Genomic DNA, 25,376 nt, shown 5'->3' on the forward strand with positions numbered 1-25,376 from the left:
GATGCCGAAGCCCCCGTACAGCAGTTGGATGCGGTACTTCTCCCCCACCGCCAACCACCGGCGACTCGGTCTGGTCTGCCTCGGCGTCGGGGTGCAGGAGGGCCTGCTGCCGGTGGTCGGCCCGCGGGCCCTCGACCACCACGTCGCGGTGGTCGTCACCCGGGGGCGCGGCTGGTTCGGCCACGACGGGCGCCCGCCACAGCCGGTGACCGCGCCCGCCCTGCTGTGGCTGGTGCCGGGCGTGGAGCACCACTACGGCCCGGACCCGGAGACCGGCTGGGACGAGTGCTTCGTGGACTTCGCGGGCCGCAGCGTGGAGGCGTACACCGACCTCGGCTACGTCACCCCGGACCGCCCGCTGGTGCCGCTGAGCGGGACGGAGGGCGTACGGCACGTGGTCGACGGGATCGTACGGGCGGCCCGGCGCGGCGGCCCGCTGCTGGAGGTGGAGGCCGCCGCGGCCGTGCACGGACTGCTCGTGGCACTGCGCTACGCCCGCGCCGAGGTGTCCCGGCACGGGGACGCGGTGATGGACGCCCTGGCCCGGGACGCGCTGCTGCCCATTTCGGTGGCCGAGCACGCGGCCCGGCTCGGGATACCCCTGCCCGAACTGCGCGGGGCCGTACGGCGCAGTACGGGCGAGGGGGTCAAGGAGTACCTCCTCGGGATCAGGCTCAGCCGGGCGAAGGAGCTGCTGGCCCGGACCGACCTGCCGGTCGCGGGGGTCGCCCGGCGGGTCGGCTACGAGGATCCGGCGTATTTCAGCAGGCTGTTCAGCCGCCGGGTGGGCATGGCACCCGTCCGGTTCCGCCAACAGCAGTCGGTGCCTCAGCAGTCGGTACCGCCCCGCCCCCAGCCTCAGGGCAGGTAGCCGATGTTGAGCTCCGCGACCGAGGTCCAGGGGTTGCCGCCCACCTCCCTGGTGGCCTTGAGCTTGACGTACCGGGCGGTCCTGGCGGTGAACGAGACGTCCTGCTGCGCGGTGGTGTTCGCGAAGGTGCCCGTGGCGGCGGCCGTCCCCCAGTTCACCCCGTCGGTGGAGGTGAACACCTGGTAGTCGGCGATGCGCCCGTTGCTCTGCGTCTGCCGGGGCAGGCAGTGCAGCGCCGAGACGTTGTACGAGGCGCCCAGGTCGAGGGTGATCTCGTGCGGCATCGGCGCGGTGGCGGCGTACCACTCGGTGTGCCAGATGGTGGCGGCGTCGCCGTCGAGGACGTTGGCGGCGCTGCCGTTCTCGCCGGTGGTCTCCTGGCTGTCGACGGCCTTCACGCCCATCTGCGCCTGAGGTACGAGGAGTTCGCCGCCACCGACCGGACCGAGGTCGTCCACGGCGAGGTCGTCGAGGATGAAGTCGGCCTCGTTGTGGGAGTCTTCTGCGGTGGCCTTCCGGATGCCGATCCAGGCGTCGCTCCCGGCGGTGAAGGTCTTCGTGAACGTGGTGGCCGTCCGCGCCTGGTTCAGCGCGGTGGCCGTCTCGGTGCTGCCGGAGCCGGTGATGAACTGGTAGTCGCCGGAGAAGCCGTTCTCGTAGCCGAAGGTCACCTTGTACGCGTGGCCGGGCACCATCCGCAGCGTCTGCGGGAGGGTGCGGTAGACCAGGCCCTGGCGCTCTTCGTGCGATTTGAGCGAGTTCTGCCCGGAGATCACGTCGTCGACCGGCTTTCCGCTCCAACCCGCCTGGGTGTACGGGGCGTTGCGCTGGGCGATGTGCGTCCGCGGATCGGTGGCCGCGCCGCCGGCGCCGCCGAAGGCGAAGGGGCCCCAGCCCGCGTCCACGTTCTCGAAGTCCTCGGTGAACCAGTGGCCGGCGAGCGGGGTGCGGGCCGAGCGGACGACCCGTACGTCGTCCAGGTAGACGGTGCCGGAGCCGGCCGCGGCGGAGAGCTTCAGGGTGGCGGTGGACTGCCCTGACGGCACGTCGAAGAGCACCTTCATGCGCTGCATCCTGGTGCCGTTCTTCTCGCTGCCGCCCAGGTTGTTGGTCAGCGTCGAGGAGTCGGCGTACACGGATGCGGCGGCGCCGCCGGCCGGGGTGGCGGTGAGGGTGGTGGCGCGGCCCGTCGGGGTGGAGACCCAGACGGAGGCCGCGTAGGTGCCGGGGGTCAGGCCGGTGAGCTGCTGGGAGACGGCGGGGGCGGTCCCGGGGGCCAGGGTGAGTTCGTTCTGGCCCTGTGCGTTGCGGGTGACGGCGGCGCCGGTCCCGGTGACCGTCCAGACGTTCAGGTCGCCCGCGTAGAAGGAGGGGTCCTTGACCTTGACCGAGGTGCCTTCGCCCCACTTCGGGTCGGCCTGGGCGGGCGCTGCGCCGTCGGTGACGACGTAGGCGGTCTTCGCGGTGGCGTTGAGCGTGACCCGGCCGCCGCTGACGGCGAGGTCGCCGACCAGCTGCCGGCCGGTGTCGGTCAGCTTGTAGAGCTTGGGCGCGGTCCATCCGGCGGGCAGGGTCCAGGTGGTGGAGCCGCCCTTGTCGTTCCAGTGGTAGAGCTTTCCGTCGCGCGGGAGCAGGTAGCTGCCTCCGCTGAGAACGGTGCGCCCGCCGGTGGTGATCTTCCGGGTGCCGCCGGCGGTGGTGGCGGTGGTCCCGTTCGCGAGGGTGACCGTGTCGGAGGTCCACTTCACGATCGGGGATTCCTGGAGGTACTTGGTCGGCAGGTTGACGGCGAAGGTCGTGTTCAGGAAGGCGGTGTAGTCCTTCTTGCCCTGCCAGCCCTCGTACGCGGCGAGTTCGGCGCCGCCGAGCAGCGGGTTCGCGGCGATCCAGTCGTCCTTCGCGTGGTTGCCGATGAAGCGGGCGATGGTGGAGTTGATGCCCTTCAGGTCGCTGCCGCCGTAGTTGACGTCGGCCGCCCAGTGGTGCCAGAGGGACTGCTCGGTCAGGGTGTTGGGGAACTCGGTGGCGAGCTGGAAGCCGAGGCCGCCGATCTCGCGCTGGAGCTTGCGTGACACGTACCCGTCCCCGTACCAGACGTCCACGTAGAGGAAGTCGAGCCCGGGCGCGGCCGTCTTGAGGTCCTGGAGCCGCTTCAGCCGCTCGCCGGACTGGCCGTCCTTGCGCGTGTCCACGTAGTACGACTGGTCGAGCCAGTCCCAGCCCAGTCCCCCGCTCTGGTGGGCCGGGTCGAAGGTGGCGGAGACCGGGTACTCCTCGGTGGCGTTGATGTGGACGCCGAAGTCGGCGTTGTAGGCGTGTCCGGCGGTGGTGAGGGCGTTCAGGTCGGCCGCCCCGCCCGGCTTGGAGCCGATGTTCTTGTAGTCCATGTGCGCGGAGTCGTGGCCCTCGGAGGCGTACCCCTTGAGGAGGACGAACTGGCCGAGGCCGTCCGTGGCGAGGCTGACGCGCTTGGTCTCGTCGAGGGTCTCGGCGAAGGGGTGGGTGGCCTGGGAGGCGAAGTTGAAGGGGATGCGCTGTACGACCCGGTCGGCGGTCTGCTGCCAGCCGGTGGGCGGGGTCCAGATGTCCCGGTAGGCGACGGCGGCGTCCTGCCAGTCGACGGTCGCATCGCCGTTGCGGTCGCCGGTGATCGCGATCCGCGCGTACGGGAGCGGCTCGGTGTCGGTGTCGGCGGCGCCCGCGGCCCGGTAGAGCCAGGCTCCGCTCCACAGTCCGGCGCGCCGGTAGGCCCCCTTGTCGGTGACCCGCTTGCTGATCCGGCCGTTCTCCCGGGCGGTGCCACCGGTGGGGGTGTCGTAGAGGGAGTTGGAGTCGATGGCGGCGGCCAGCTTGGCGGTGTTGGCCAGCCCGTACATCACCGTCGTCGCGGCGGAGTCCACGGGGGTGCTCGCGGTGACGGGGGTGAAGGTGTCCCCGGTGCCGGTGGTGGCGGTGTACATGTTCGCGGTGGCCAGCGCGGCGCCGGGCTGGTCGCTGCGGACGCTGACGAGGGTGTGGTCGGGGATCGCGAGGCTGCGTACGCGCAGGGCGGCGGTGTCCTCGATCGCGGTGACCTTGAACTCCACGACCGAACCGGTGACCGAGAGCCGGGATCTGATGGTCACCCCGGAGAAGGCCAGCGCGTAGTCCACGGAGGAGGCGGAGGGCGTCGAGGTCACGGTGGGGGTGTACGTGGTGCCGTTGACGACGATCGCGGAGAGGGCGTCCTCGTTGCCGTTCAGCACGTCCCCGGTGGCCCGCCGGGTGTAGCTGACGACCCGGGGGAAGCCGCTGTCGACGCTGACGGACAGCTCGGGCGAGGTGATCGTCACGGGCGTGGCGGCGGTGGCCGCGGCGGCTTGGGCGGCCGCGGCGGCGTCCGCCGCGGAGGCCGCCGGCACGGAGACGACGAGGGTGGCGAGGAGACCGGCGACCGCGGCTGCGGTCGGCCAGAGGGGGGTGCGCATCGGGCCTCCGGGAGTCGGTGCTTCCTGGGCGGAAGACCGCACGGCACGGAGGCCCGCGGTCCGCTCACTGACCTGTCAGCTTGCGGACCGCGCCGCCGCAGGCCCATGGACAAAGCGGAGCCCCGTCCTGGACTTACGGAAGTGGATGGAGGGGATCAGGAGGCGGCGGGGGTGATCACGACGGCCGTCCCGTACGCGCACACCTCGGTCCCGACGTCGGCGGCCTCGGTCACGTCGAAGCGCATCATCAGGACCGCGTTCCCGCCGCGCGCCTTCGTCGCTTCGATGAGCCGTTCCATGGCCTGGTTGCGGGTCTCCACCAGGGTCTTGGTCAGGCCCTTCAGCTCGCCGCCGATCATCGACTTCAGGCCGGCGCCGATCTGGCTGCCGAGGTGGCGGGAGCGGACGGTGAGGCCGAACACCTCGCCGATGACCTGCTCGACCCGGTACCCGGGCACGTCGTTCGTCGTCACGACCAGGACGCCGGTCTGCTGGGCGCCCGGGCCGCCGCTGTAATCTTCGATACCCATGACAGCCACTCTGGCGGCGGGCGCGGACCCGCGCATCCGGAGGGGGCCCGTTCCAGCCATCCCCCAGGTCCCTTGGGCCGGCCGTGACGTGCTCACCCGGTCAGGCGGTCAGGCGGTCAGGCGATCACGCGGTCACCCGGAGTTCGCCGGCGCTGAACTGGCGCTGCGCCGTGCGGATCAGGCCGGTGCTCTCGTCCACGGTGGCCGCCGCGTTGCGCACGTTGGTCAGGGCGGTGCGGTAGTCGTCGAGGGCCCGCGGCCTGGTCACGTAGTTCGCGCCGTTGATGTGCTCCACGTACGCCACCTCGGCGTGCTCCCCGTCGCGGAACCTCAGGTGGGTGATCGGGTAGGGCGGTGTGGCCCCGTACGCGCGGGCCATCGGGAGGATGCGGATGCTCACCTTGCCGGTCTCCCCGGCCCGCAGCAAGTGGGTCAGCTGCTCGTCCATCACGGCCGCGTTCCCGCAGCGGCGGTGCAGTACGCCCTCTTCCAGCAGGGCGGTCACCCGGGGCAGCGGACGGTTCATCAGCCGCAGCTGCCGTTCGGCGCGGAGTTCGACGACACGGTCGACCTCCTCCTCGCCGGCGCCGGGCATGACCGCCCGCACCATGTGCCGGGCGTAGGCGCGGGTCTGGAGGATGCCGGGGACGACGAGGTTCTCGTAGACGCAGATCTCCTCGGCGTCGCCCTCCAGCTGGATGAGGCGCTTGAGGAAGTCGGGGGTGACATCGCTGAACTGCTCGTACCACTCGGAGTCCCGCGCGTGTTCCAGGAGCCGTTCCATCGCCCGCATCTCTTCGGCGTCGACGCCGTAGTACCGGGCGAGGTCCCGTACGTCGCGCGGTCTGGGCGGGCTCTCGCCGCGCTCCATCCGGCTGATCTTCGACACCGAGCCGCGGATGACCGGTGCCACCTGACGCAGGGTGAGGCCCCGGGCCTCACGGCACCTGCGCAGTTCCCGCCCCAGCAGGCGGTCGGCCGCCGCCCGGGCCCGATCGCCGCCCATCGGTCCACCCCTCACGCTCTGGCCTCGAATCGAGCCGTCATCCGGTCAGGTGGTCGAATTCCGCGTCTTTGGCGCCGCGGAGGAACGCCTCGATCTCGGCGGCCGTGAACACCAGCGCCGGCCCGTCAGGGAAGCGCGAGTTCCGCATCGCCACTCCGCCGCCCGCCAGGGCCGCGACTTCCACGCAGTTGCCGTTGCCCACGCTGGCACTGCTCTTGACCCACACCACGCCGGGAATCGCGCCGGCCACCACGCCGTTGTCGAGCTGCATGACAGAAATGCTAGCCAGATGTACGGGGCACGGGAGTCCCTCGAATGGGTGCCTCGGCTGCGCGATATCCCGATGATCCGACCCCCGGACCGAGGGGCGGATATTGCGCATTTCGGGCTAAACGGCGGTGAGTCACCGGGGCTGCTCGACCCGGCCTGGCCATAGTCGACCGTGGCAGCCGACTGGCTGCCACCCCGGCCCGCGGCTCACCGCGGCCGGGCGGAAGTCTTCGCAGAGGAGCCTGCACATGCGGAAGCCCACCAGGACCATCCTCGCTCTCGCCGCCGCAAGCCTGGTGCTCGGCGGGGTCGGGGCGGGCGCCGCCGTCGCGGACGAGGGTCCGACGACCGACACCCCCTCGCAGGAGATGGTCGTTCTCGAACCGGACGGCGACCAGGCCGGCACCTACCAGGGCAAGGAGTACACCGTCGGCAAGGTCGTCTCGCGCGGACCGCTGAAGCTCCGCTCCAAGCCGACCACCCGCTCGAAGTCCGTGGGACACGTGAAGCCGGACCACAGGGTCGCCATCGTGTGCAAGGTGCGCGGTGAGTCGGTCGACGGCAACAACGTCTGGTACCTCCTCCACGTCAAGGAGAAGGAGAAGGAGAAGGAAGGACAGCAGCCCATGGAGCAGTCCATGGAGAACTCCATGGAGCAGCCCGCGGTCTCGAACGCGGAGAACGGGGCGGACGCGATGGAGGGGAAGGACGGCAAGGAGCGCAAGGACGCCTGGGTCACCGCCCGTTACGTGAAGAACCTCCACCACGTGAAGTGGTGCGACTGACCTTCCGGACCCCGTCCCCGCACCGGGCGGTCATCCCGCCGGGCGTACGGTACGCGGCCCGACGCACCGCGCCCCGTACGCCCGGACCCGCTCGCGCAGTTCCCGGTCCGCCGTGACCACGACGCAGCCGCGCTCCGCGTAGGCGGCGGCCAGTTCCACGATCCGGTCGTCACCGCTCCCGGGCGCCGGGTCCACCCGTACTCCGGGCACGGACTCGACGCCCCGGGCCGCGCCCTCGACGACGAGGACGATCTCCTCGATCGCCCCGATCCCCTCGATCTCCCCGCCCGCGGCCGGGTCCCGCTCCGCGAGGCGGTCGCGCAGCCGCTCGGCCGCCCCCCGCCGGTCCCGCCACCAGCCGTCCGGCACGGAGCCGACCACGTTCGCGGCGTCCACGATCAACACGCTCATGGCCCCAGTATGGGGAGATCCGGCAGCCGCCCGCGTTCTAGAAGTCGCCGTAGTTGACCTGCCAGGTCGGCAGGCCCATCCGGCGCCAGACCGCGACCACCCGGTCCCGGTCGTCCAACGAGACCCGCACCGCGTACCGGTGGCGCACATGCGCGTCGAACAGCTCCGCCTTCACCACGTCGTCGCGGCGCGTGTCGCCGAGCGGCCGCATCCACAGCTCGTCGTACGGCACCTCGTGCCGGCGCAGCCAGGCCTCCGTCTGCGGCCGGTGCTCCTCGCCGCGCCCGGACAGCAGCACGATGGTGTCGCCGTCCGCGCGCCGGAAAGCGTCCAGCGCGTACCGCACCGGCTCGTTGAGCGCGTCGATCTCGCAGCGCGAGAAGTCGTACGGGCTGCGGTCGCCGGTGAGCGCGAGCGTGCCGTCGATGTCGCACATCACCGCGGAGGGCAGCGCCGGGTCGGCCACGTACGGCTCGACCACGGGCTGGTCGTTCAGCCACTCCGCGGTGAGCCGCCAGCCGCCCTTCTTGGCGCTCATCCGCTTGTCGTTCAATATCCGGATGATCTCCTCGCCGACCGGCCGCTCCCGCGCGGCGTCCCGGCGCAGGCACTCCTCCACCGGAACGTCGGTGAAGTCGTGCACGACGAAGGTCGCGCGCCCGGCGACCGCCGCCTTGAGCCGCTTGGGGATGTGCGAGGTCAGGTGCGTGTTGTCGACGACCACGTCGAAGCCGCCGTCGACGGCCGCGCGCACGGCCGCGTCCTGCACGGCCAGGACGGTCTGCTCGTGCCGGTACGAGCGGCCGCGCTCCGGGTCGGGCAGGTCGAGCATGGCCCGCAGGTCGTCCAGGTTGACGCGGCGCATCCGGCCCGCGGCCTCGGCCTGCAGGGCGCGCGCGGCCGTCGTCTTACCCGAGGCCGGCAACCCCGTCATGACGTGGACGACGGGGCGTGCGGGGTCTTCGGACACTGGTTCAGTTCTCCTCATCGGTCGTGAAGGGGTCGGACGCTTCGGGCCGCACGTGCCGCCATACGACGAGCTCCGTGGACCGGCCGTCCAGGCGCAGGAACATCGCGGCGCGGATCGAGCGGTCGGGCAGCGCCTTGGCGGCGCGCGCGAACGCGCCCCGGTCGTCCGCCAGATGGGCGAGCTGCGCGTACGCCTCGTCGATGGCGCGCTCGCGCCGCGCCGCCGCGTCCTCGATGCGGGTGACCACCTCGCGCACCCAGGTGTCGAACTCGTCCGGCACCTGCTGCAGCAGCGCTTCGAGCGGCTTGCCGCCCGAGGCCTCGATGTCGGCGACGGTGCAGTTCAGGCCCTGCGCCAGCTCCTTGACGGGGAGGCCGGCGAAGCGCTCGATGCCGTGGCTGCGCCAGATGTCCCGCTCGGTGACACCGGTGACCAGCTTGTGCAGGCGTACGTATTCGGACAGCTTGGCCTTCGCGCGCACGCCGGAGGCGAACCGCAGCACGAAGCCCTCGGCTTCGGTGCCCGCGGCGTTCTCGCCGCCGGGCAGGGTGTTCGACTCGGCCAGCGCCAGGAGTTCGGCCAGCGGCATGGCGGGCCACACCGTGACGACGGAGCCGATCCCCTGCCAGTGGCCGGCGGCCTCGGCGAGCGGGACCTCGGTGCCGTCCAGGCCGAACGCGGCGAGGAGCACCAGGTCCCGGCGGTCGCCGTAGTCGACGACGATACGGTTCTGCGGGTACAGGATCTCCGCGAGGTAGGTCACGCCGGGGACGAGGGCCGAGGTGTCACGGCCGTCGAGGTGGCGCTGGCCCCAGGTGGCCTGGGTGCTGATGAAGGATCCCTTGGAGGCGACGCGCCAGCCGCCCGCGTAGTGGAAGACCACCGCGAGGCTGCCGTCGACCTTGTCGTACACCTCGAACGGCTCGTCGGGCAGCGCCGGTGCGTACGGCTGGCCGGACTCGTGCTCGCCGACGTTGAAGAACTTCGGCAGCGGCAGCGCGACGATCGCTCCGGTGGCGTCGTCGGCGACGAGTCCGCGGCAGCGCACGGTGATCCGGTTCCAGGCGCGCTCGTACTGTGCCGTCCGCGTGTACGTGTAGATGGACAGCGGCAGTTGAGGGTGCGCCTTGCGGGTCACGAGTCCGGCGTCGATGGCGGCCGCCAGCTCCTGCTGCGGCAGCAGGTCGTGCAGGGTCGGGTAGGCCTGGTTCTGGCCCATGGGTTCCTCCCGGTTCGAGATGGCTCATTCTCACGTGCGGGAGGGTTGGCCCGGTACCGAATTATCGCTGGTCCGAAGGGCTGCGGCCCAGCCGGTTGATGTCCTGGGGCCGCAGGATCCGGGTGCGGACGCCGGCATCGGGCCTCGCGACGGCGATCATCGCGCGGCCCAGGGCCTCGGTGGTGGTGACGAGGTTCGGCGCGAAGCGGCGCAGCAGCGGGAAGAGCGGTGCGGTGACCAGGTAGCCGGCCCGGTAGAGGAGGGTCTTGGAGGGCATGCCGCGGACGGGCTGTACGAGCCCGGGGCGGAACATGTAGGCCTGGAACGGCAACTGGAGCAGGTCGTTCTCGGTCTCCCCCTTGACCCGGGCCCACATGGTGCGGCTCTGCTCGGTGCTGTCCGTGCCCTCGCCGGAGACGTACGCGAACGTCAGCCGCGGGTTGGCGGCGGCCAGCGGGCGGGCGGCGGCGAGGGTGAGGTCGTGGGTGATGCGGCGGTACTCCTGCTCCTTCATGCCGACGGCGGAGACGCCGAGGCAGAAGAAGCAGGCGTCGAAGGAGGCCAGGTCCAGGTCCGGATCCGGATCCGGGCCCTGGGCCGAGAGGTCGGACGGATCGTCCTGGACGCGTTCGCGCAGCTTAGGGTGGGAGACGCCGAGCGGGGTGCGGCTGACGGAGAGGACGGCCGTGACGGAGTCGTCGCGCAGGCATTCCCGCAGAACACCCCGGCCGATCATTCCGGTTCCGCCGAAGAGGATGACGTTCACATGCGCAGCCTAAGTGCGTCAGTGCGAGACGCAGAGCTCATTGCCCTCCGGATCGGCGAGAGTGGTCCAGGTGTAGGGGCCCTGGCTGCTGTCGTGCAGGTGCCGGGCGCCCTTGGCGATCAGGCGCTCGACGACCTCCCGGGGGTCGTCGGAGCCGGTGCGGACGTCGAGGTGGACCCGGTTCTTGACCGTCTTCGGCTCGGGGACGAGCTGGAAGAGGACACGGGGTGCGCGCTCGATCCCCTCGGGGTGGCGGATGGCCGCGCCGACCTTCCAGACGAGGGCTCCGCGGTGGGTGGTGGTGTCCTCCTCGGAGGCCTGGCCCTCGGCGACCATCTTGCGGATGAACTGCTCGTCGGTCGGCTCCACTTCCCAGCCGAGGGCGTCGGCCCACCAGTCGGCGAGGGGGTGCGGGTCGGCGGAATCGATCGTCACCTGGAATGTGTATGCCATGAGCGGGACCCTACTGAGGACCACTGACAACGACCTCGGAAGGCGTCCCGGGATTCCGGGTCGTTGCTTCGATGCCGCTCGTTCGGCGGGTACGGTTTGCGCCGTAAGTCCCTTTCGGAACGGGGTTGGCGCATGGAATTCGGCCGGCGCGGGATCCTGCGGCCGCTGGCCGCGCTCCTCTTCCCGCCGGGTCCGGAGGGCGGGAGCGGGCCGCACGGGGTGCTGCCGACGCTGCTGGTCGCGCTGACCTTCGTGAGCGGGGTGGTCGACGCGGTGAGCTACCTCGGGCTCGACCACACCTTCGTCGCGAACATGACCGGCAATGTGGCCTTCCTCGGGTTCGCGCTCGCCGGCGACCGCCAACTGTCGGCCGCGGCCTCCCTGCTGGCGCTCGGCGCCTTCCTGGCCGGTGCGACGGCCGCCGGGCGGCTGCGCCGCGGCCGGGAGCCGGCGCGGATGTTCGCTCCGCTGGTGGCGGCGCAGGCCGTACTGGTGGCCGGGGCGCTCGCGCTGTCGGCGGGCGGGGCGGGGGCGCTGCCGGTCGTGGGGCTGCTCGCGCTCGGCATGGGCCTGCAGAACGCCGTCGTGCGCCGGCTGGGCGTGCCCGATCTGACCACCACCGTGGTCACCCGGACGCTGACGGGCCTGGCCTCCGACCCGTGGGACCGGGCCGCCGTACGAAGGGTGGTCTCGGTGGCGGTCCTGTTCTGCGGGGCCCTGGCGGGCGGGCTGCTGACGATCCACCACGGATCGCGCTGGGCCCTGGCGCTGGCGGTGGCCCTGCTCCTCGGGATCGCCCTGGCGGGCGCCCTGAGGGTGGCCGGACACCCCACCGCTTAGGGGCTGCCCGGGCGGGTGGCGACCAGGGCGGCGAAGGTCAGCAGCCAGGCGCCGACGGCGATCCACAGCAGCACCTCGCCCAGCGGGCGCAGCCAGCCGACCCCGGTGGGGCCGGCTGCCGAGAGGCAGGCGGTGGCCGTCATCCCGAGGGGGAAGACGGTCGCCCAGCGCCGGATGTCGTAGTGGGGCCGCCACTGGCGCAGCTCGGCGGCGAGCAGGAGCACGTACCAGCCGAGGGACAGGGCGAGCGTCACCAGCGTGGCGGTGCGCAGTGCCGTGTGCGCCGAACCGGTCCCTACGGGGGATGCCGTGAGCTTCGATCCCGCCAGCGCCGAGATGGCGAGCGCGCCGCCCGCCACCCAGTGGTCGCCCGCGCCCCGCAGCACCTCGCGGAAGTCGAAGCGTACGAGGGCGACCGCGTACAGCAGCAGGCCGAGGCAGAAGGCGGCCAGCGCCGCCCAGGCGAGCCGGTCGCGGTGGACGGCGGCGGCCAGGGTCGCCGCCAGGACGGCGAGCCCCTGGGTGGCGACGCACACGAGGAACGCGGCGCCGGGCGTCCGCGGTTCCCAGTGCCGTACGACGGAGATCAGCAGTCCGGGCCAGAGCACGGCGGCCAGTACCAGCAGGGCGGCGGCGAGCCCCTGCCACCCCAGCTGGGAGATCCGGGTTCCGAGCACGGTCGTGGCGGCCACGGCCGTCAGGGCGGCCGGGGCGTCGGCCTCGGCCCGGAAGCGGCCCCGGTCGCCCACGAGCCGGGTGGTGAAGTCGGCGGCGAGTACGAGCCACAGCGCGGCGGCGAGGACCAGCGCGGCGAGGGACAGCCCGTCGAAGCCGATCAGGTGCAGGCCGACGGAGAGGATGCCGTCGGCCATGACGGCGGCGCCCGCGGCCGGGGGGAGTCCCGTCCACCACCGGCGGCCGGGCAGGGGGAACACCTGCTTCACCCTGCCAGCGGACACCGCCGGGCCGCGGCCCGCGAGCGCGGTGGGCCACCCGGCCCAAGCCACGCGCCCCGTGCCCGTGCCTTGACTTCCCGAGGTCGCTGCCCGAACCTCTGCCCTCATGGGACAGCTCGACGGCAAGGTCGCGGTGGTCACCGGCGGGTCCGCCGGCATCGGACTGGCGACGGCGCACCGGTTCGTACGGGAGGGTGCCCGGGTGTTCGTCACGGGGCGTCGCGAGGCCGAACTCGCCGCCGCGGTGGAGGAATTGGGGAGCGGCGCGGTCGGGGTGCCGGGCGATGTCACCCGGTCGGCGGACCTGGAGCGGCTGTACGCGGCGGTCGCCGCCGAAGGCAGGGCGATCGACGTCCTGGTGACCAACGCGGGCGGTGGAAAGGCGGGCGGTGTCGCCGAGTTCACCGAGGAGCAGTTCGACCTCGTCTCGGACCTGAACTTCCGCGCGACCTTCTTCACCGTGCAGCGGGCGCTGCCGCTGTTCGGGGAGCGCGGCTCGGTCATCCTGGTCGGCTCGACCGCCGGTTCGTCGGGGTCCACCCGGTTCGGCGTCTACGGCGCCACGAAGGCGGCCGTACGGTCGATGGCGCGCAGCATGGCGCTGGAGCTCGCGGGGCGCGGGATCCGGGTGAACGCGCTCAGCCCCGGTCCGATCGACACCCCCGCGCTGGCGCGGGCGCCCGCCGCGATCCTGGAGGAGGTCACGTCCGGGGTCCCGCTGGGCCGGACCGGCCGCCCGGAGGAAGTGGCCGCGGCGGCGCTGTTCCTCGCCTCGGAGGAGAGCAGCTACATCACGGGCATCGAACTGTTCGTGGACGGCGGAGCCGCCCAGGTCTGACCCGGCCTGATCCACAAGACACGGCCTAGGCTCGGGGCATGCGCATCGTCTCCCTGCTTCCCGCCGCCACCGACATCGTGGCCGAGCTCGGGCTGGCCGCCGATCTGGTGGGCCGTACGCACGAGTGCGACTGGCCGCCCGGCGCCGTGGCCGGGGTGCCGGTGGTGACCGCCGCGGAGTTCTCTTCGGACGCGCTGAGCAGCCGGGAGATCTCCGAGGCGGTCGGCGGCGCCGCGCACAGCGGCTCCTCGCTCTACACGCTCGACACCGAGGCGCTCGGCGCCCTCGCGCCCGACGTGGTGCTGACCCAGGACCTGTGCGACGTCTGTGCCGTCTCGTACGCGGGGGTGAGCCGGGCGGTGCGCGTGCTGGACGGCGGGCCCCGGGTGCTGAGCCTCGAACCGCGCACCCTCGGCGACGTACTGGACTGCCTGGTCACCGTGGGCGGGCTGCTGGGCGTACCGGAGGCCGCGACGGAGCGCCGGGCCGCGCTCGCGGCCCGGCTGGAGGCCGTACGGGCGCGGACCGCGGGCCGGCCGCGGCCGCGGGTGGTGGCCGTCGAGTGGCTCGATCCGCTCTGGCCGGCCGGGCACTGGGTGCCGGAGCAGATCGCGTCCGCGGGCGGCGAGGCGCTGATCGCCGCGCCGGGCGAGCACACCCGGCCCATGGACTGGGAGGCGGTCCGGGCGGCCCGTCCGGACGTGCTGCTCCTGCTGCCCTGCGGGTTCAGCCCGGAGCGCACCGTACGGGAGCGGGAGCTGCTCACCTCGCTGCCGGGCTGGGCGGAACTGCCGGCGGTACGGGCCGGGGAGGTGTGGGTGCTCGACGGGCCGGCGTACTTCAACCGGCCGGGCCCCCGGGTCGTGCGCGGGGCGGAGGTCCTGGCGCACGTCCTGCACGGGGTCGCGGTGGGCGATCCGGTGACCCCGGCGGAGGCATTCCGGCTCGCCGGGGCGTGATCAGGGGGTTTCGGTCTCGGGACGGGCGGTGGTGAGCGTGAACATCGCGCCCGCGGGGTCGCGGAGGCTGACCCAGCGGTCGGTGGCGCTCGACATGATGGTCGACAGCGTGGTCCCGCCGGAGGTGGTGGCCGCCTCGATGGCCTCGTCGAGGTCCGGGACGCGGAAGTAGACGTGCCAGCGGGGTCGGGTCTCCGGTGCGTGCGTCGCGGCCTCGGTGATCCCGCCGTTCAGCCGGGCGACGGGGTCGCCCGCCTGCCGCAGGACGACCTGGTCGTCCTCGTACGAGACCTCGCAGCACCCGGGGCGGCCGGTGGCCCACTCCAGCACCTCGCCGTAGAAGATCGCCGCCTCGAAGGCGTCCCTGGTCCGCAGCTCCAGCCAGGCCGGCGCCGGCCCGCGGCCCACCCGCCAGTCGGCGGACACCCCGCCCGCCCAGATCCCGAAGACGGCGCCGTCCCGGTCGGCGACCAGCGCGCCGCGGCCGCCGGAGGGGAAGGAGACCGGGCCGACCGCGACGGTGCCGCTGCGTTCGCGGATGCGGTCCGCGGCCTCGTCGGCGTCGTCGACGGCGAAGTACGGGGTCCAGGCCGCGGCGACCGGCAGGTCGGAGGTCAGCGTGCCGACGCCGGCCACCGGCACCCCGTCCAGCTCGGCGACGGTCCAGCCCTCGCCCAGCCGGGCGGGCCGGAACTTCCAGCCGAGAACCGCGCCGTAGAACTGCTGGGTCCCCTGGAGATCGCGGGCCATCAGGCTGACCCAGCACGGCGCGCCGAAGACCTCCCTCGTAGAAATCTCCACCACACACGCTCCGTCCCTCGTCCAGCCCATCGTCCCGTCGGGGCCACCGCCCCGCACGTCGGCCGGGTACCGACGCGGCCCGCTCAGCGGCCGCTCCCGGCGCCCTGCCCGGTGATCAGGTCGGCGAGGGCCGCCATGCCCCCGTCCGCGAGGGCCCGGCGCTGGCGGTCGGCGGGCGTGCCCTCCCGCAGGAGCCGGTGCAGCAGGGAGCCGACCTCGCGCTGGTCCCCGGCCTCCTCCAGGGCGGGCGTGATGTGCCCCATCAGCAGCGACAGCACGTCTCCGGCGCTGCGCCGGCGGCCCTGCGGGTCCACCAGGGCGCCGTCGAGGCCGTGCCGGGCCGCGTGCCACATGGCCGCCTGGAGCAGCTCGTGCGAGCACGCGACGGGTGCGGCTCCCGCCTTCTCCTCGGCGATCGCGGTGGTGACCAGCGCGCGGACGATCCCCGTGAGCAGTACCGCGTCGGTGGCGTCCAGCTGTACGTCGAGGCAGCGCACCTCCACCGTGGGGTAGCGCTCGGACAGCCGGGCCTGCCAGTAGAGCTGGCCCCGGTCGGCGATCACCCCCGCGTCCACGAGCGCATCGGCGCGTTCCTCGTAGTCGGCGAGCGTACGGAAGCACGGCGTCGGGCCGCTGACCGGCCAGCGGCCGAAGACGATCGTGCGCCAGCTGGCGAATCCCGTGTCGCGCCCGTCCCAGAGCGGCGAGTTCGCGGACATGGCCAGCAGGGTCGGCAGCCAGACCCGCAGCCGGTTGAGGACCGCCACGCCCATCTCCCGGTCGGGCACCCCGACGTGTACGTGCATGCCGTTGATCAGCTGCTCGTCGACGAGGCGGCGGGCTTCCTCCCGCATCCGCAGGTACCGGGGCTTGCGGGTGACCGGGACGGGCACCGCGTCCCGCAGCGGGACCGCGGCGGAGGTGGCGAGGAGGCAGCCGTACTCCTCGGCGGCGGAACCGACGGCGTGCCGCAGCCTCAGCAGGTGGCCGGCGACCTCGTCCAGGTCCGTGCAGACGGGTGTGGCGACCTCGATCTGGGCCTGGAGCAGCTCGTTCTGTACCTCGCCGGCGTCCACGAACGGCCCCAGGCCGGCCGCCGTCCGCACCTCTTCCGCCCGGGACACGGGCAGATGGGTGACCGGATCCAGCAGGACGTACTCCTCCTCAACCCCGACCGTGATCATGTCGCGTCGGACTCCTGCCTCGAGTTCTGAATCCCAGGCGCTCACGGCAGCCACGGCGGCGGTCCGTCGTGGCCCCGTCCATGGGCCTTGCGTCTGCCCGGCCGGGGGCCGCCTCATGCAGGGGCGGCCACCCCGCTTCGGGCGTGGGCATTCGGCGGTTCCTTCGGGCGAATCTGGCTCCGGGTGCGTGGGGTGCCGGTTCCAGCGTGGCAGTTCACAGGGAAATGCACCCATCGGGCCATCGGCAGAGGCGGTACATGACCAGGCGATCCGCAGGCCGGCCGGCGTCCCGCCCGGGCGGGGAGCGTACGGGGGCGCCGCGTACGGGGGCGCCGCGCTCCCGGGTGGCCGTCCGGCGCGCCCGGGCCCTCGGCCGCCGCCCGGGCGGGAGGCCGGTCGACCGGCCGTACGCGACCGTGTCGCCCCTGCTGCGGACGGCCGCCGCGTACTCCTGGCGGCTGCTGGTGGTCGGCGCGGTCGTGTACACGGTGTTCATGGTGCTGGGGCGGTTCCACGAGCTCGCTGTGGCCGTCTTCCTCGGCCTGGTCGCGTCCGCGCTGCTGCGCCCGGTGGCCGATCTGCTGGCCCGGTGGATCCCCCGCTCCCTCGCCGTGGCCTGCTCGCTCCTCGGCAGCATCGTGCTCGCGCTGGGCGCGCTGGCCTTCGTCGGGGAGACGATCGCCTCGGAGTGGAACTCGCTGGTGACGGAGTTCCGGGAGGGGCTGGACCGGCTGGAGCCCCTGCTGGAGCGGCCGCCCCTGCGGCTGAGCCCGCACGCGCTGGGCGATCTGCGGGACCGGATCGGCGACTACCTCTCCAGCCACCGCGCGAGCCTGCTCAGCACGGCCGTGAGCGGTGCCGGGCGGCTGGTGCAGGCCCTGACCGTGGTGGCGCTGTCGATGTTCTGCTCGGTCTTCTTCATCTACTCGGGTGACCGGCAGTGGCGCTGGGTGTGCTCCCAGTTCCCGAAGGGCGCGCAGCAGCGCATCTCGGTCGCGGGCCGCGCCGCGTGGCGGACGTTCACCGGGTACACCCACGGGATCGTGCTGGTCGCGGCGACCAACGCCATCCTGGTGGGGGTGGCGCTCTACGCCTTGGGCGTCCCGCTGGCGGTGCCGCTCGCGCTGCTGGAGTTCTTCGCCGCGTTCGTCCCGCTGATCGGCTCCCCGGTCGCCCTCGCGGTGGCCGTGGTGGTCGCGCTGGCGGCCAAGGGGCCGCTGATCGCCGCGCTCGTGGTCGCCCTGATCGTGATCATCGGGCAGATCGAGGGGCACGTGCTGCACCCGATGCTGATGAGCTGGGCGGTGCAGCTGCATCCGGTGGTGGTGGCCCTGTCCGTGGTCGCGGGGGCCATTGCCGCGGGCGTGCTGGGCGCGGTGGTCGCGGTACCGCTGGTCTCGGTCGTCTGGGCGGTCCGCCAGTCGCTGCGGTCCCCGGAAGCAGGACTCTGAGCTGCGCCTCCCCGATCGAGCGGCTTCATCCGGCCGGGAGGGGGGTATATGTACGGAGAACAGCTCACGAGACGGCCGTGCCGCAGCCCAGTGGCGCGACCACCCGTCGGAGGAGCCGACATGCCGTACGCAGAGGTCACCGAAAGCATTCCGCAGGACCCGCTGAGCGTGAGCACAGGCGAGGCCCGGGCGCTGTCGGGGGCACTGTTCCACCGGCTGCGGAGCCTCGACGAGGGCAGCGGAGCGTACTCGTACGTGCGCAACACGCTCGTCGAGCTCAACCTCAGCCTGGTGAAATACGCCGCCCGCCGGTTCCGCGGCCGCAGCGAGCCGATGGAGGACATCGTCCAGGTCGGCACGATCGGCTTGATCAAGGCGATCAACCGGTTCGACCCGGAGCGCGGGGTGGAGTTCACGACCTTCGCGATGCCGACCATCGTCGGCGAGATCAAGCGGTTCTTCCGCGATACCAGTTGGGCCGTCAAGGTGCCCCGGCGGCTCCAGGAGCTGCGGATCGACGCCGCGAAGGCGCACGACGCGCTGGAGCAGGACCTGGGCCGCGAGCCCACGGAAGCCGAGATGGCGGGGCGTCTGCACGTCACGCCCGAGGAGCTCGTGGAGGGTCAGAAGGCGGCGCACGCGTACTCCGCGCGCTCCCTGGACGCGCCCGCACAGGAGGACGGCGACCACAACACGTACGCCGACCGGCCCTCGCTCGGCGCGGAGGAGGCGGCGTACGACACGATCGAGTGTCTGGAGTCGCTCAAGCCGCTCCTGGCCGAGTTGCCCGAGCGGGAGCGCACCCTGCTCTCGCTGCGCTTCGGCGACGGGCTGACCCAGTCCGAGATCGGCGAGCGGCTGGGGCTGTCGCAGATGCACGTCTCGCGGCTGCTCAACCGGACGCTGACCGCCCTGCGGACGGGACTCCTGGAGGATCCGCCGGAGGAGCCTGCGCAGCCGTGAGCGGCGCCGGCGCCGGGACTTCCGCCCACACCGTCTTGCCGCTCCGCCCGTCGCCGTAGGGCTCGCAGCCCCAGCTCCGGGCGAGCCGCTCCAGGATGAGAAGGCCGTGGCCGCCGGGCTGGGCGGGGCCGGCGGTCCGCAGGCGACGGGGGTGCTCGGGGCTCCCGTCGCCGACCTCGATCCGCAGCCGTCCGGGGGTGCGGCGCAGCACCAGTTCACGGGGGCCGCCCGCGTGCAGGCAGGCGTTGCCGACGAGCTCGGAGACGAGGAGCAGGACGTCTTCGGCTGCCTCCCGCCGGTCCGGGTCGTACGGGCTCTGTGCGTCGCCCTCATCCGTCTCGTCCGTGATCCACTGCCATGCGGCCAGCGCGCGCCGGGTGAAGTCCCGGCACCGGGTGACGGTCCCCTGCGTCCCGCCGCCGAGGATCAGCGTGCGGGTGTCCTCGCTCATGGGGGCCGCCTACCCAGGCCGGGGGAGAAAACACCGTGCCTTCATGATCCGGTCATGATCCGATGGCCTGGCCGAAGGAGAAGAAGTCCTCCGGGTCCACCCGCTTCTTGATCTCCACGAGCCGCGGATAGTTGGCGCCGTAGTACGCGGTGCGCCAGTCCGGCAGGTCGGGGTCGATGAAGTTCTGGTAGGCGCCCTCGCCCACGTACGGCGCGAGCGCCTCCCGCAGCTCCGCCAGCCAGCGCAGGTTCGCGGCCACGGTGGCCGGGCTGTCGTGTTCGGCCCAGGAGGTGTCCATGCTGACCAGGAACCGTGCGTCCCGGTGGACGAAAGCGGTGTCGGCCGGGGCGACCCGGTTGATCGCGCCGCCCCAGGTGTACAGGGCCAGTCCGCAGCCGTCCGGGTTGCCGCTGCCCGGCCAGCGGGCGAGCCGGTCGAGGACGGCGGCCACGGCCTCGGCGGGCAGCGGCCCGGCGGCGAAGTTCGTCCGTACGGCGAACGGCCCGGCCGAGGTCTCGTGCAGCAGGTAGTCCTTCGCCTCCCAGAACGTGCGGTCGGCGATGTCCTCGCGCACGGGCCGGGTGGCCGCGAGGACGGGGGCCAGCAGTTCCCGCAGCTCGCTCGCGGGGCCGAGGTGCAGTCCGACGGCCGACACCACGGGGTTCCCGCCGGAGGCGGTGCTGACGCCGAGGCGGACCGAGAACTCGTCCGGTGCGTGCTCCGCGGCCCGCTGCACCGCGGCGAACGCGGCGAGGGCGTGGGCCCCGTCCCACAGCAGCAGGCAGGTGGAGACGTCCGGCACCTCGGTGGCCCGGAAGGTGAAGGAGAGGTTGATGCCGAAGTTCCCGCCTCCGCCGCCGCGGCAGGCCCAGTACAGGTCCGCGTTCTCCTGGGCGTCGCAGGTCAGGACCTGTCCGTCGGCCGTCATGAGGGTGGTCCGTACGAGGGCGTCGGCGGTGAGGCCGAGCTTGCGCGAGGTGGAGGAGGAGCCGCCGCCGAGCGTGAGGCCGGCGATGCCTACGGAGGCGCCGTTGCCCAGGGCGAACGCCATCTCGTGGGGCTGGATCGCGGCGTAGACCTCGGCCATGCGGGCTCCGCCGGCGGCCGTGACGAGCCCGGTGGAGCCGTCTGCGGACACGGCGTTGAGCGCGCCGAGGTCGACGACGAGCCCGGTGGTGACGGAGTGGCCGGCGTAGCTGTGGCCGCCGCTGCGGGCGACGAGGCCGACGCCGGTGTCGCGGGCCCACGCGAGGGCGTGCCGTACGTCGGCCTCGTTCGCCACGGACACGACGCCCTGCGGAGTGGTGGAGGCGAAGCGGGTGTTGAAGGGAGCGCAGGCCGCGCGGAAGCCGGCGTCGCCGGGCCGCAGGACGCGGCCCGCCACGGTCTTCTCCAGCCGCTGCCAGTCCGCCTCGGAGGCGCCGTTCACGGCACCTCCTCGATGTAGGAGATCCCGGTCGCGGCGTGCGGGCCGTAGCGCTCCCAGACCTCGCGCAGCCGCAGGCGGCCGTCCTCGGCCACCTCGGGGGTGTTGACGGTGCGTCCGCAGACCACCTCGCCGGTCGCGAACACGAGGGTGTAGCCCATGGAGAGGGTGCCGTCGGGGGTGCAGGTGCCGACGGTCCAGCCTCGCCGCACCTCTCCGCCGAGGACCTCTCCCCAGACCAGGTCGCCCTGCTGGTGGTAGACGGCGACGGTCCGGACGTCGCCCTGCGGTTTGCGGAACCTGCGGCCGTCGTAGTCGATCACGTGGCATCGTCCGTGGCCGCGAGGAACTCGGCCGACATGCTCCGGCCCCACCAGATCGCGTAGTAGGAGAAGTCCTCGTCGTGTCCGTTGACGATGTGGTGCTCGGTCCCGCCCTTCATCAGCGCGATGTCCCCCGCGGCGAGCTGCCGGCGCCGGCCGTTGCAGACCACCTCGGCGCGGCCGGCCATGGCGATGAACATCTCGCGTTCGTGGTGGGCGTGCGCCTCGGACACGTCGCCGGGGCGCAGGACGCACCAGGCTCCGCGGAACGGTGCCTCCAGACCCGGCCACGGGTACAGGAGCTTGAGGTCCAGGCCGTGCTCCCGGAGCAGGTGCTCCGGCTCCGCTGTGCGGATGTCCACGTCGGGCTGTTCCCGGTCGGTCAACTTTCCGCTCCGATCGACGTCTTCGTTTGCCTGCGCACCGGAATTCAGGGAATTTCCGCATTCCGGTGGATGGCGACGTCGGCCAGGTTAGGGGCAGGCGATTCCCTCCCGACAGGGGAATTGTTCCCCAGTTTCCCCGGCCGAAAGGGAATCCACCGGATCAGCCGTGCCCCAGACCCGCGTCCCGGGCGAGCACGATGGCCTGGGACCGATCGGCCACGCCGAGTTTTCCGAATATCGCGGAGACGCGGTTGCTGATGGTCTTGGACGCGAGCACGAGCTCCCGGGCGATGGCGGCATTCGACTTGCCGGCGGCGATGCGTTCCAGGACGTCCCGCTCCCGGTTGGTCAGCTGGGGGAAGGGGTAGCCGTACTGCCCGGTGGGCGCCGGGCCCATCAGCGCCCCGAGCCGGTTGGCGATCGACTTGTCGACGATGCCCTCGCCGGCCGCGACGGCCTGGATGCCGCGCAGGATCTGGTCCGCGTCGGCGAATTTGAACAGATAGCCGCGCGCACCGGCCTGGAGCGCCGCGGTGATGACCCGGTCGTCGTCGACCGAGCTGAAGACGAGGATGCCCGTTTCGGGCCATAATCTCAGCACTTCGGATATCACCCGCATCCCGGCGCGCTCGTCCATGAGCGGGTCGACCACGAGGACGTCGGGCCGGCAGCGGGAGGTCTCCGCCATCACCTCGTCCGCCGTGGCGGCCTCTCCGACGACGGATGTCCCTCCGGAGCGCTCCAGTACGGAACGCACCCCGTGGCGGATCGCCGGCTGTGCGTCGGCGAGCACGACGGTGATGGTGGCGAGGGGTCTGGCGAGGGGTCTGGCGACGACCGCGAGGTCCCCCTCGGGTCGCCGGCCGGCGAGGTCTCTTCGCGCCTCACCCTGTGACGAGAGTGGCCAGAGCAGCCCCTTGATGTCTGTCGTCTGATGCATTTCTACCTTCCCCCCGACTCGATCTTTTACGGTGGCTCAGGGCCGACCGGCCGTTACCAGAATGGTGCACGGGCCAGTCTTACCGCAACGGTCGGGGGGATATCCGTATGGCGCGATAACCATGTCGGCAACGACATTCACATCCGGCCACGTCACTTTTCCGCGGACTCTGCCATTCCTACCTCTTGTGCCTGGCGGAGAATTTCTTCCCGGTCCCGCCAATGCGCCCAGAACGCTCCGGTGTATCCGAGTCCGCTGAGACTGGTCAGGAACGGATTGTCCGCATAGTTGTTGTCGTGCTCGCTCATGCCCGCCAGCGTCGGCAGCATGACCCTGTGGTGGTCGGAGGGGTCGACGAGCTCCCAGAGCAGTTCCACGGACCGGCGCCGCAGCCCGGCGGGGTCGTCGACCGTTCCGGCGTCCTCCAGGAGATCCGGCGAGAAGTAGCAGACGAGGCGGAAGTTCCCCGACGCGTCGAACATGAACTGACGCTCGTACTCCACCGGTCCCGAACACCGGGCGAGCGGCTTCAGCACGATCGGCTCGGTGGCCGTATTCGACTGGAGTCCGGGCACCGTCCGCACCCCGTCGCACTGCTCGGCGATCGCGATGCCGAGCGGCGTGTACGGGAAGAGCCGCAGCCCCAGCGAGAACCCGGTCACCGTGGCGTCCAGCGCCATGAACGCCTCGACGCATTCGCGCATGGTCTGCGCGGTCTCGCCCGGCATCCCGAACAGCGCCTCGACCATCGTCATCATGCCGTTGGCGTGACAGAGCCGGACCAGGTTCTCGGTGTCGGCGAAGGAGTAGTACGTGGTGCCCTTCTCCGTGACCTTCCAGCCGCGCAGCATGTCCTGGCGCACGTGGTCGGAGCCGACGTTCACCCCGCGGCACCCCGCGGCCGCGAGCAGCTGCGCGAACTCCTCGTCGAACGGCGAGGGCTGGCAGTAGACCCACAGCCGCAGCCCGTTCAGCGGATTGCCGGGGTCGGCGTGCTTGCGCCGGACGATCTCGCGCAGCAGGTTCTTCGCGTGGTTGACGGACAGGTTGAACTCACTGTCGGTGGTGTGCTGGTCGAGGATTCCCTGCGCGGCGAGCGACTGCATCTCGTCGACCACGGCGGCGATGTCGCGCCGGCCGAACCGGGTGCCCTTCGCATCCGGCTCGACGCAGTGCGAACAGCGGTAGGTGCAGCCGTTCTTGGTGAGGATGCCGGCCAGCCCGCCGCGCTGGTAGTACAGCAGGTTGTCCACCTTGTGCGGCGCGCCGGAGCGGCGCCGGTACGTACCGGCCCGCTCCACCTGCCACACCCGGTCCTCGAACTGCCCGCCGGACAGCGGCGGCGCGGCGCGCCGGGGTCCCGGGACGAGCGCCGGCGGCGGTACGCGGGTGACCCCCTCCCCCGTGTTGCGCAGCAGCCCGGACACCGTGCCCGTGTCGCGGCCGGTGACCAGCGCGTCGGCGAGGTCACAGATGATCTGCTCGCCGGGACCCTTGACTCCGAAATCGATCCCGAAGTAGTCGACCAGCGCGAAGGGCATGGAGGAGAAGCCGATGCCACCGCCGACGATCGGAGCGTCGGTCAGCCGCCTGATCTCGGTGATGATCTCCTTGTGCTCCCCGATGAAGGGGCGCTGCTCGAAGGCGTAGACCGTGTCGGTGTTGCGTATGGTGACGCCCACGAGCAGGGGGCTGCGCGCCCCGAAGTACTCACAGAGGTACGACTTCCAGTCCTCCCGGTGAAACGTCAGGTCGACGACCTCGACGTCGAAGTCGGCGGCCTCCAACGAGGTGGTGAGCACGTCGAGCGCGTACGGTGCGATCGGCGGATGCACCTTGTTGGGATTGACCAATAACACGAGACCTCTGCCCATCGGTTTCTTCTCCCCTTACTTGACGATGCCGAGGCAGATGCCGAATTCGGGCTCCGAGCCGAGCAGGTAGGCGCCGGCCGACTGGAGAATGCGGTCCTGCGCGGTGGCGTGCTGGCACATGGTGGTGGTGTCGCGCATCCAGCGGTCCATCGGCGAGGACTGGTGGATCGACCAGGTCTGGAGCAGGTCGAAGAGCCGGCCGACGATCGACCGCGAGGTGCGGAAGGCGTGCACCCAGGCGAGCGGCGACGCGGCGCGCTCCTCGGGGGTGAGGTCGTCCGGGGTGCCCCCGGCGGCCAGCACCTCCCACTGGCGCCGCTGGCTCCCGTACACCGCGTTCCGGGTGGCGAGGAAGTCCGCCTCGCACTCGGCGAGCGTGACCTGGGCCCGGAAGTGGTCCTTCCACGCCACGCCGGTCATCCGGTCGACCCGGGTCCGGGCGATCTCCCGCGCGTGGTCCAGGGCGGCCCGGGCCACTCCGAGCGCCACGCCGCACATGCTGCGCGTGAACGCGTCCGGCTGGGCGAGCGGGCCGGGCCTGCCCCGTACCTTGCCGAAGCTGTACGTGTGCTCCTCGGGGACGAAGACGTCGGCCATCGTGTAGTCGCAACTGCCGGTGCCGCGCATCCCCATGGTGTGCCAGTTGTCGATGACCTCCACCCGGGCCCGGGGTACCAGGAACTGCCGCGACTCGTGCGGATTGCTGCCGTCCGGGCTCGCGTACGGCTTGCCGTCCTGGTAGACGAACGCACCCGACGTCACCCAGTCGCAATGGGTGATCCCGCTGCCGAACGACCAGCGGCCGGAGAGCCGGAAGCCGCCGGGAACCCGCTCGGCGTGACCCGTCGGCTGCAGCAGCCCGGCCATGATCGTGTCCGGGGTCGGAAAGATCTCCTTGGCCACCCTCTCGTCGAGGAAGGCGCTGAAGATGCCTCCGCTCGCGCCCATCACCGCGCACCAGGCCGCGGAGGCGTCCCCGTGCGCCAGCGTCTCGACGACCCGGGTCTGCTCCACCGTGGTCAGAGCCAGTCCGCCCAGCTCACGGCCGAAGGCCATCCGGAACACCCCGGCGTCGCGCAGCACGTCCACCACGTCCGCCGGCAGCCGCCGCGCCTCTTCGATCTCCGCCGACCGCTGCCGCAGCAGCGGCGCCAGCTCCTTCGCACGGGCCAGCAGCTCCGCCGCGGTGGCGGGCACCGCGGCCCCCGGGGTCCCGGTCATGCTCATGTGATCGCC

At 72.1% G+C, this 25,376-nt stretch carries 26 protein-coding genes; 7 read left to right on the top strand and 19 right to left on the bottom strand.

Annotated features, from left to right (window positions below; translation table 11 throughout):
• Window position 1: 1 nt before the first annotated feature.
• On the top strand, window positions 2–871 hold the full coding sequence (locus IF02_RS0105580) for a helix-turn-helix domain-containing protein (protein ID WP_051695830.1): 870 nt from the start codon (window positions 2–4) through the stop codon (window positions 869–871).
• On the opposite strand, the gene IF02_RS0105585 is transcribed toward IF02_RS0105580, so the two are convergent.
• The 4 genes from IF02_RS0105585 to IF02_RS0105600 all read right to left on the bottom strand — a co-directional run bounded on the left by IF02_RS0105585 (window position 859) and on the right by IF02_RS0105600 (window position 6,145).
• A complete protein-coding gene (locus tag IF02_RS0105585) occupies window positions 859–4,338 on the bottom strand; it encodes an endo-alpha-N-acetylgalactosaminidase family protein (protein WP_051695832.1) in 3,480 nt (1,159 codons plus the stop codon). The two genes, IF02_RS0105580 and IF02_RS0105585, sit on opposite strands and share 13 nt — an antisense overlap.
• 155 nt (window positions 4,339–4,493) lie before the next feature.
• The gene (locus IF02_RS0105590; RefSeq protein ID WP_030154125.1) at window positions 4,494–4,868 is read right to left on the bottom strand and encodes a YbjQ family protein; all 375 of its coding nucleotides are present in this window, start codon (window positions 4,866–4,868) and stop codon (window positions 4,494–4,496) included.
• A 124-nt stretch (window positions 4,869–4,992) separates the two neighbouring features.
• A complete protein-coding gene (locus tag IF02_RS0105595) occupies window positions 4,993–5,874 on the bottom strand; it encodes a helix-turn-helix domain-containing protein (protein WP_051695835.1) in 882 nt (293 codons plus the stop codon).
• 37 nt (window positions 5,875–5,911) lie between these two features.
• Window positions 5,912–6,145 carry a DUF397 domain-containing protein gene (locus IF02_RS0105600; protein WP_030154127.1) on the bottom strand — a complete coding sequence of 78 codons (234 nt, stop codon included), beginning with the start codon at window positions 6,143–6,145 and terminating at the stop codon, window positions 5,912–5,914.
• Window positions 6,146–6,392: 247 nt separating this feature from the next.
• Here IF02_RS0105600 and IF02_RS32200 point away from each other — a divergent pair, with 247 nt between their 5' ends.
• Entirely contained in the window at window positions 6,393–6,929 is a 537-nt protein-coding gene (locus IF02_RS32200; protein WP_037835526.1) for a hypothetical protein, read from the top strand.
• 30 nt (window positions 6,930–6,959) lie between these two features.
• Here IF02_RS32200 and IF02_RS0105610 read toward each other — a convergent pair whose 3' ends face one another.
• The 5 genes from IF02_RS0105610 to IF02_RS0105630 all read right to left on the bottom strand — a co-directional run bounded on the left by IF02_RS0105610 (window position 6,960) and on the right by IF02_RS0105630 (window position 10,748).
• Window positions 6,960–7,340, bottom strand: a complete 381-nt coding sequence (locus IF02_RS0105610; protein ID WP_030154129.1) for a hypothetical protein — start codon at window positions 7,338–7,340, stop codon at window positions 6,960–6,962.
• A 37-nt stretch (window positions 7,341–7,377) separates the two neighbouring features.
• Window positions 7,378–8,310 (bottom strand): AAA family ATPase, encoded by a 933-nt coding sequence (locus tag IF02_RS32995; protein ID WP_234318095.1) that lies wholly within the window; start codon window positions 8,308–8,310, stop codon window positions 7,378–7,380.
• A gap of 4 nt (window positions 8,311–8,314) precedes the next feature.
• Window positions 8,315–9,529, bottom strand: coding sequence for an RNA ligase (locus IF02_RS0105620; protein WP_030154131.1), 1,215 nt, complete (start codon window positions 9,527–9,529; stop codon window positions 8,315–8,317).
• A gap of 61 nt (window positions 9,530–9,590) precedes the next feature.
• Window positions 9,591–10,295 (bottom strand): epimerase, encoded by a 705-nt coding sequence (locus tag IF02_RS0105625; protein WP_030154132.1) that lies wholly within the window; start codon window positions 10,293–10,295, stop codon window positions 9,591–9,593.
• An 18-nt stretch (window positions 10,296–10,313) separates the two neighbouring features.
• Window positions 10,314–10,748 (bottom strand): VOC family protein, encoded by a 435-nt coding sequence (locus IF02_RS0105630; protein ID WP_030154133.1) that lies wholly within the window; start codon window positions 10,746–10,748, stop codon window positions 10,314–10,316.
• Between the two features lie 132 nt (window positions 10,749–10,880).
• Here IF02_RS0105630 and IF02_RS34240 point away from each other — a divergent pair, with 132 nt between their 5' ends.
• Complete coding sequence (locus IF02_RS34240; RefSeq protein WP_106977214.1) at window positions 10,881–11,588, top strand: YoaK family protein; 708 nt, start codon at window positions 10,881–10,883, stop codon at window positions 11,586–11,588.
• On the opposite strand, the gene IF02_RS33505 is transcribed toward IF02_RS34240, so the two are convergent.
• Window positions 11,585–12,532 carry a tellurite resistance/C4-dicarboxylate transporter family protein gene (locus IF02_RS33505; protein WP_037835528.1) on the bottom strand — a complete coding sequence of 316 codons (948 nt, stop codon included), beginning with the start codon at window positions 12,530–12,532 and terminating at the stop codon, window positions 11,585–11,587. The two genes, IF02_RS34240 and IF02_RS33505, sit on opposite strands and share 4 nt — an antisense overlap.
• 118 nt (window positions 12,533–12,650) lie before the next feature.
• On the opposite strand from IF02_RS33505, the gene IF02_RS0105645 reads away from it, so the two are divergent.
• Together IF02_RS0105645 and IF02_RS0105650 are read left to right on the top strand one after the other, a co-directional pair.
• Window positions 12,651–13,382, top strand: a complete 732-nt coding sequence (locus IF02_RS0105645; RefSeq protein WP_030154136.1) for an SDR family NAD(P)-dependent oxidoreductase — start codon at window positions 12,651–12,653, stop codon at window positions 13,380–13,382.
• A gap of 38 nt (window positions 13,383–13,420) precedes the next feature.
• The gene (locus IF02_RS0105650; RefSeq protein WP_030154137.1) at window positions 13,421–14,341 is read left to right on the top strand and encodes a cobalamin-binding protein; all 921 of its coding nucleotides are present in this window, start codon (window positions 13,421–13,423) and stop codon (window positions 14,339–14,341) included.
• Here the strand turns inward: IF02_RS0105650 and IF02_RS0105655 are convergent, their stop codons facing one another.
• Both IF02_RS0105655 and IF02_RS0105660 read right to left on the bottom strand, forming a co-directional pair.
• Window positions 14,342–15,091, bottom strand: coding sequence for a VOC family protein (locus IF02_RS0105655; RefSeq protein WP_030154138.1), 750 nt, complete (start codon window positions 15,089–15,091; stop codon window positions 14,342–14,344).
• 134 nt (window positions 15,092–15,225) lie between these two features.
• Window positions 15,226–16,326, bottom strand: coding sequence for a carboxylate-amine ligase (locus IF02_RS0105660; protein ID WP_030154139.1), 1,101 nt, complete (start codon window positions 16,324–16,326; stop codon window positions 15,226–15,228).
• A 257-nt stretch (window positions 16,327–16,583) separates the two neighbouring features.
• On the opposite strand from IF02_RS0105660, the gene IF02_RS0105665 reads away from it, so the two are divergent.
• Entirely contained in the window at window positions 16,584–17,777 is a 1,194-nt protein-coding gene (locus IF02_RS0105665) for an AI-2E family transporter (RefSeq protein ID WP_078621890.1), read from the top strand.
• Between the two features lie 120 nt (window positions 17,778–17,897).
• Window positions 17,898–18,740, top strand: coding sequence for an RNA polymerase sigma factor SigF (locus IF02_RS0105670; protein ID WP_051695838.1), 843 nt, complete (start codon window positions 17,898–17,900; stop codon window positions 18,738–18,740).
• Here IF02_RS0105670 and IF02_RS0105675 read toward each other — a convergent pair.
• The 7 genes from IF02_RS0105675 to IF02_RS0105705 all read right to left on the bottom strand — a co-directional run bounded on the left by IF02_RS0105675 (window position 18,670) and on the right by IF02_RS0105705 (window position 25,367).
• Window positions 18,670–19,191, bottom strand: coding sequence for an ATP-binding protein (locus tag IF02_RS0105675; RefSeq protein ID WP_051695841.1), 522 nt, complete (start codon window positions 19,189–19,191; stop codon window positions 18,670–18,672). The genes IF02_RS0105670 and IF02_RS0105675 overlap by 71 nt on opposite strands.
• A gap of 52 nt (window positions 19,192–19,243) precedes the next feature.
• Window positions 19,244–20,620, bottom strand: a complete 1,377-nt coding sequence (locus IF02_RS0105680) for an FAD-binding oxidoreductase (protein ID WP_030154143.1) — start codon at window positions 20,618–20,620, stop codon at window positions 19,244–19,246.
• Window positions 20,617–20,940 (bottom strand): hypothetical protein, encoded by a 324-nt coding sequence (locus IF02_RS35085; RefSeq protein ID WP_030154144.1) that lies wholly within the window; start codon window positions 20,938–20,940, stop codon window positions 20,617–20,619. The genes IF02_RS0105680 and IF02_RS35085 overlap by 4 nt, the downstream gene beginning before the upstream one ends.
• A complete protein-coding gene (locus tag IF02_RS0105690) occupies window positions 20,937–21,302 on the bottom strand; it encodes a cupin domain-containing protein (protein WP_030154145.1) in 366 nt (121 codons plus the stop codon). The genes IF02_RS35085 and IF02_RS0105690 overlap by 4 nt, the downstream gene beginning before the upstream one ends.
• Window positions 21,303–21,486: 184 nt before the next feature.
• Window positions 21,487–22,266, bottom strand: a complete 780-nt coding sequence (locus IF02_RS0105695; protein WP_078621893.1) for a response regulator — start codon at window positions 22,264–22,266, stop codon at window positions 21,487–21,489.
• A 152-nt stretch (window positions 22,267–22,418) separates the two neighbouring features.
• A complete protein-coding gene (gene tsrT / locus IF02_RS0105700) occupies window positions 22,419–24,140 on the bottom strand; it encodes a tryptophan 2-C-methyltransferase (protein WP_030154147.1) in 1,722 nt (573 codons plus the stop codon).
• A gap of 15 nt (window positions 24,141–24,155) precedes the next feature.
• Complete coding sequence (locus IF02_RS0105705; RefSeq protein ID WP_324603753.1) at window positions 24,156–25,367, bottom strand: acyl-CoA dehydrogenase family protein; 1,212 nt, start codon at window positions 25,365–25,367, stop codon at window positions 24,156–24,158.
• Window positions 25,368–25,376 lie beyond the last annotated feature (9 nt).

Origin of the sequence: Streptomyces sp. NRRL S-244 (assembly GCF_000717915.1) — a bacterium.
GTDB lineage: Bacteria > Actinomycetota > Actinomycetes > Streptomycetales > Streptomycetaceae > Streptomyces.

Bases quoted from the DNA above. Each gene is read 5' to 3' on its own strand.
- IF02_RS0105580 (WP_051695830.1), top strand. From the start codon at position 2: ATGCCGAAGCCCCCGTACAGCAGTTGGATGCGGTACTTCTCCCCCACC.
- IF02_RS0105610 (WP_030154129.1), bottom strand. From the start codon at position 7,340: ATGAGCGTGTTGATCGTGGACGCCGCGAACGTGGTCGGCTCCGTGCCG.
- IF02_RS0105665 (WP_078621890.1), top strand. From the start codon at position 16,584: ATGACCAGGCGATCCGCAGGCCGGCCGGCGTCCCGCCCGGGCGGGGAG.
- IF02_RS0105620 (WP_030154131.1), bottom strand. From the start codon at position 9,529: ATGGGCCAGAACCAGGCCTACCCGACCCTGCACGACCTGCTGCCGCAG.
- tsrT (WP_030154147.1), bottom strand. From the start codon at position 24,140: ATGGGCAGAGGTCTCGTGTTATTGGTCAATCCCAACAAGGTGCATCCG.
- IF02_RS0105645 (WP_030154136.1), top strand. From the start codon at position 12,651: ATGGGACAGCTCGACGGCAAGGTCGCGGTGGTCACCGGCGGGTCCGCC.
- IF02_RS0105660 (WP_030154139.1), bottom strand. From the start codon at position 16,326: ATGATCACGGTCGGGGTTGAGGAGGAGTACGTCCTGCTGGATCCGGTC.
- IF02_RS0105655 (WP_030154138.1), bottom strand. From the start codon at position 15,091: ATGGCCCGCGATCTCCAGGGGACCCAGCAGTTCTACGGCGCGGTTCTC.
- IF02_RS32200 (WP_037835526.1), top strand. From the start codon at position 6,393: ATGCGGAAGCCCACCAGGACCATCCTCGCTCTCGCCGCCGCAAGCCTG.
- IF02_RS0105585 (WP_051695832.1), bottom strand. From the start codon at position 4,338: ATGCGCACCCCCCTCTGGCCGACCGCAGCCGCGGTCGCCGGTCTCCTC.
- IF02_RS0105705 (WP_324603753.1), bottom strand. From the start codon at position 25,367: ATGAGCATGACCGGGACCCCGGGGGCCGCGGTGCCCGCCACCGCGGCG.
- IF02_RS0105670 (WP_051695838.1), top strand. From the start codon at position 17,898: ATGCCGTACGCAGAGGTCACCGAAAGCATTCCGCAGGACCCGCTGAGC.
- IF02_RS0105595 (WP_051695835.1), bottom strand. From the start codon at position 5,874: ATGGGCGGCGATCGGGCCCGGGCGGCGGCCGACCGCCTGCTGGGGCGG.
- IF02_RS0105600 (WP_030154127.1), bottom strand. From the start codon at position 6,145: ATGCAGCTCGACAACGGCGTGGTGGCCGGCGCGATTCCCGGCGTGGTG.
- IF02_RS0105675 (WP_051695841.1), bottom strand. From the start codon at position 19,191: ATGAGCGAGGACACCCGCACGCTGATCCTCGGCGGCGGGACGCAGGGG.
- IF02_RS0105650 (WP_030154137.1), top strand. From the start codon at position 13,421: ATGCGCATCGTCTCCCTGCTTCCCGCCGCCACCGACATCGTGGCCGAG.
- IF02_RS0105695 (WP_078621893.1), bottom strand. From the start codon at position 22,266: ATGCATCAGACGACAGACATCAAGGGGCTGCTCTGGCCACTCTCGTCA.
- IF02_RS0105590 (WP_030154125.1), bottom strand. From the start codon at position 4,868: ATGGGTATCGAAGATTACAGCGGCGGCCCGGGCGCCCAGCAGACCGGC.
- IF02_RS34240 (WP_106977214.1), top strand. From the start codon at position 10,881: ATGGAATTCGGCCGGCGCGGGATCCTGCGGCCGCTGGCCGCGCTCCTC.
- IF02_RS0105630 (WP_030154133.1), bottom strand. From the start codon at position 10,748: ATGGCATACACATTCCAGGTGACGATCGATTCCGCCGACCCGCACCCC.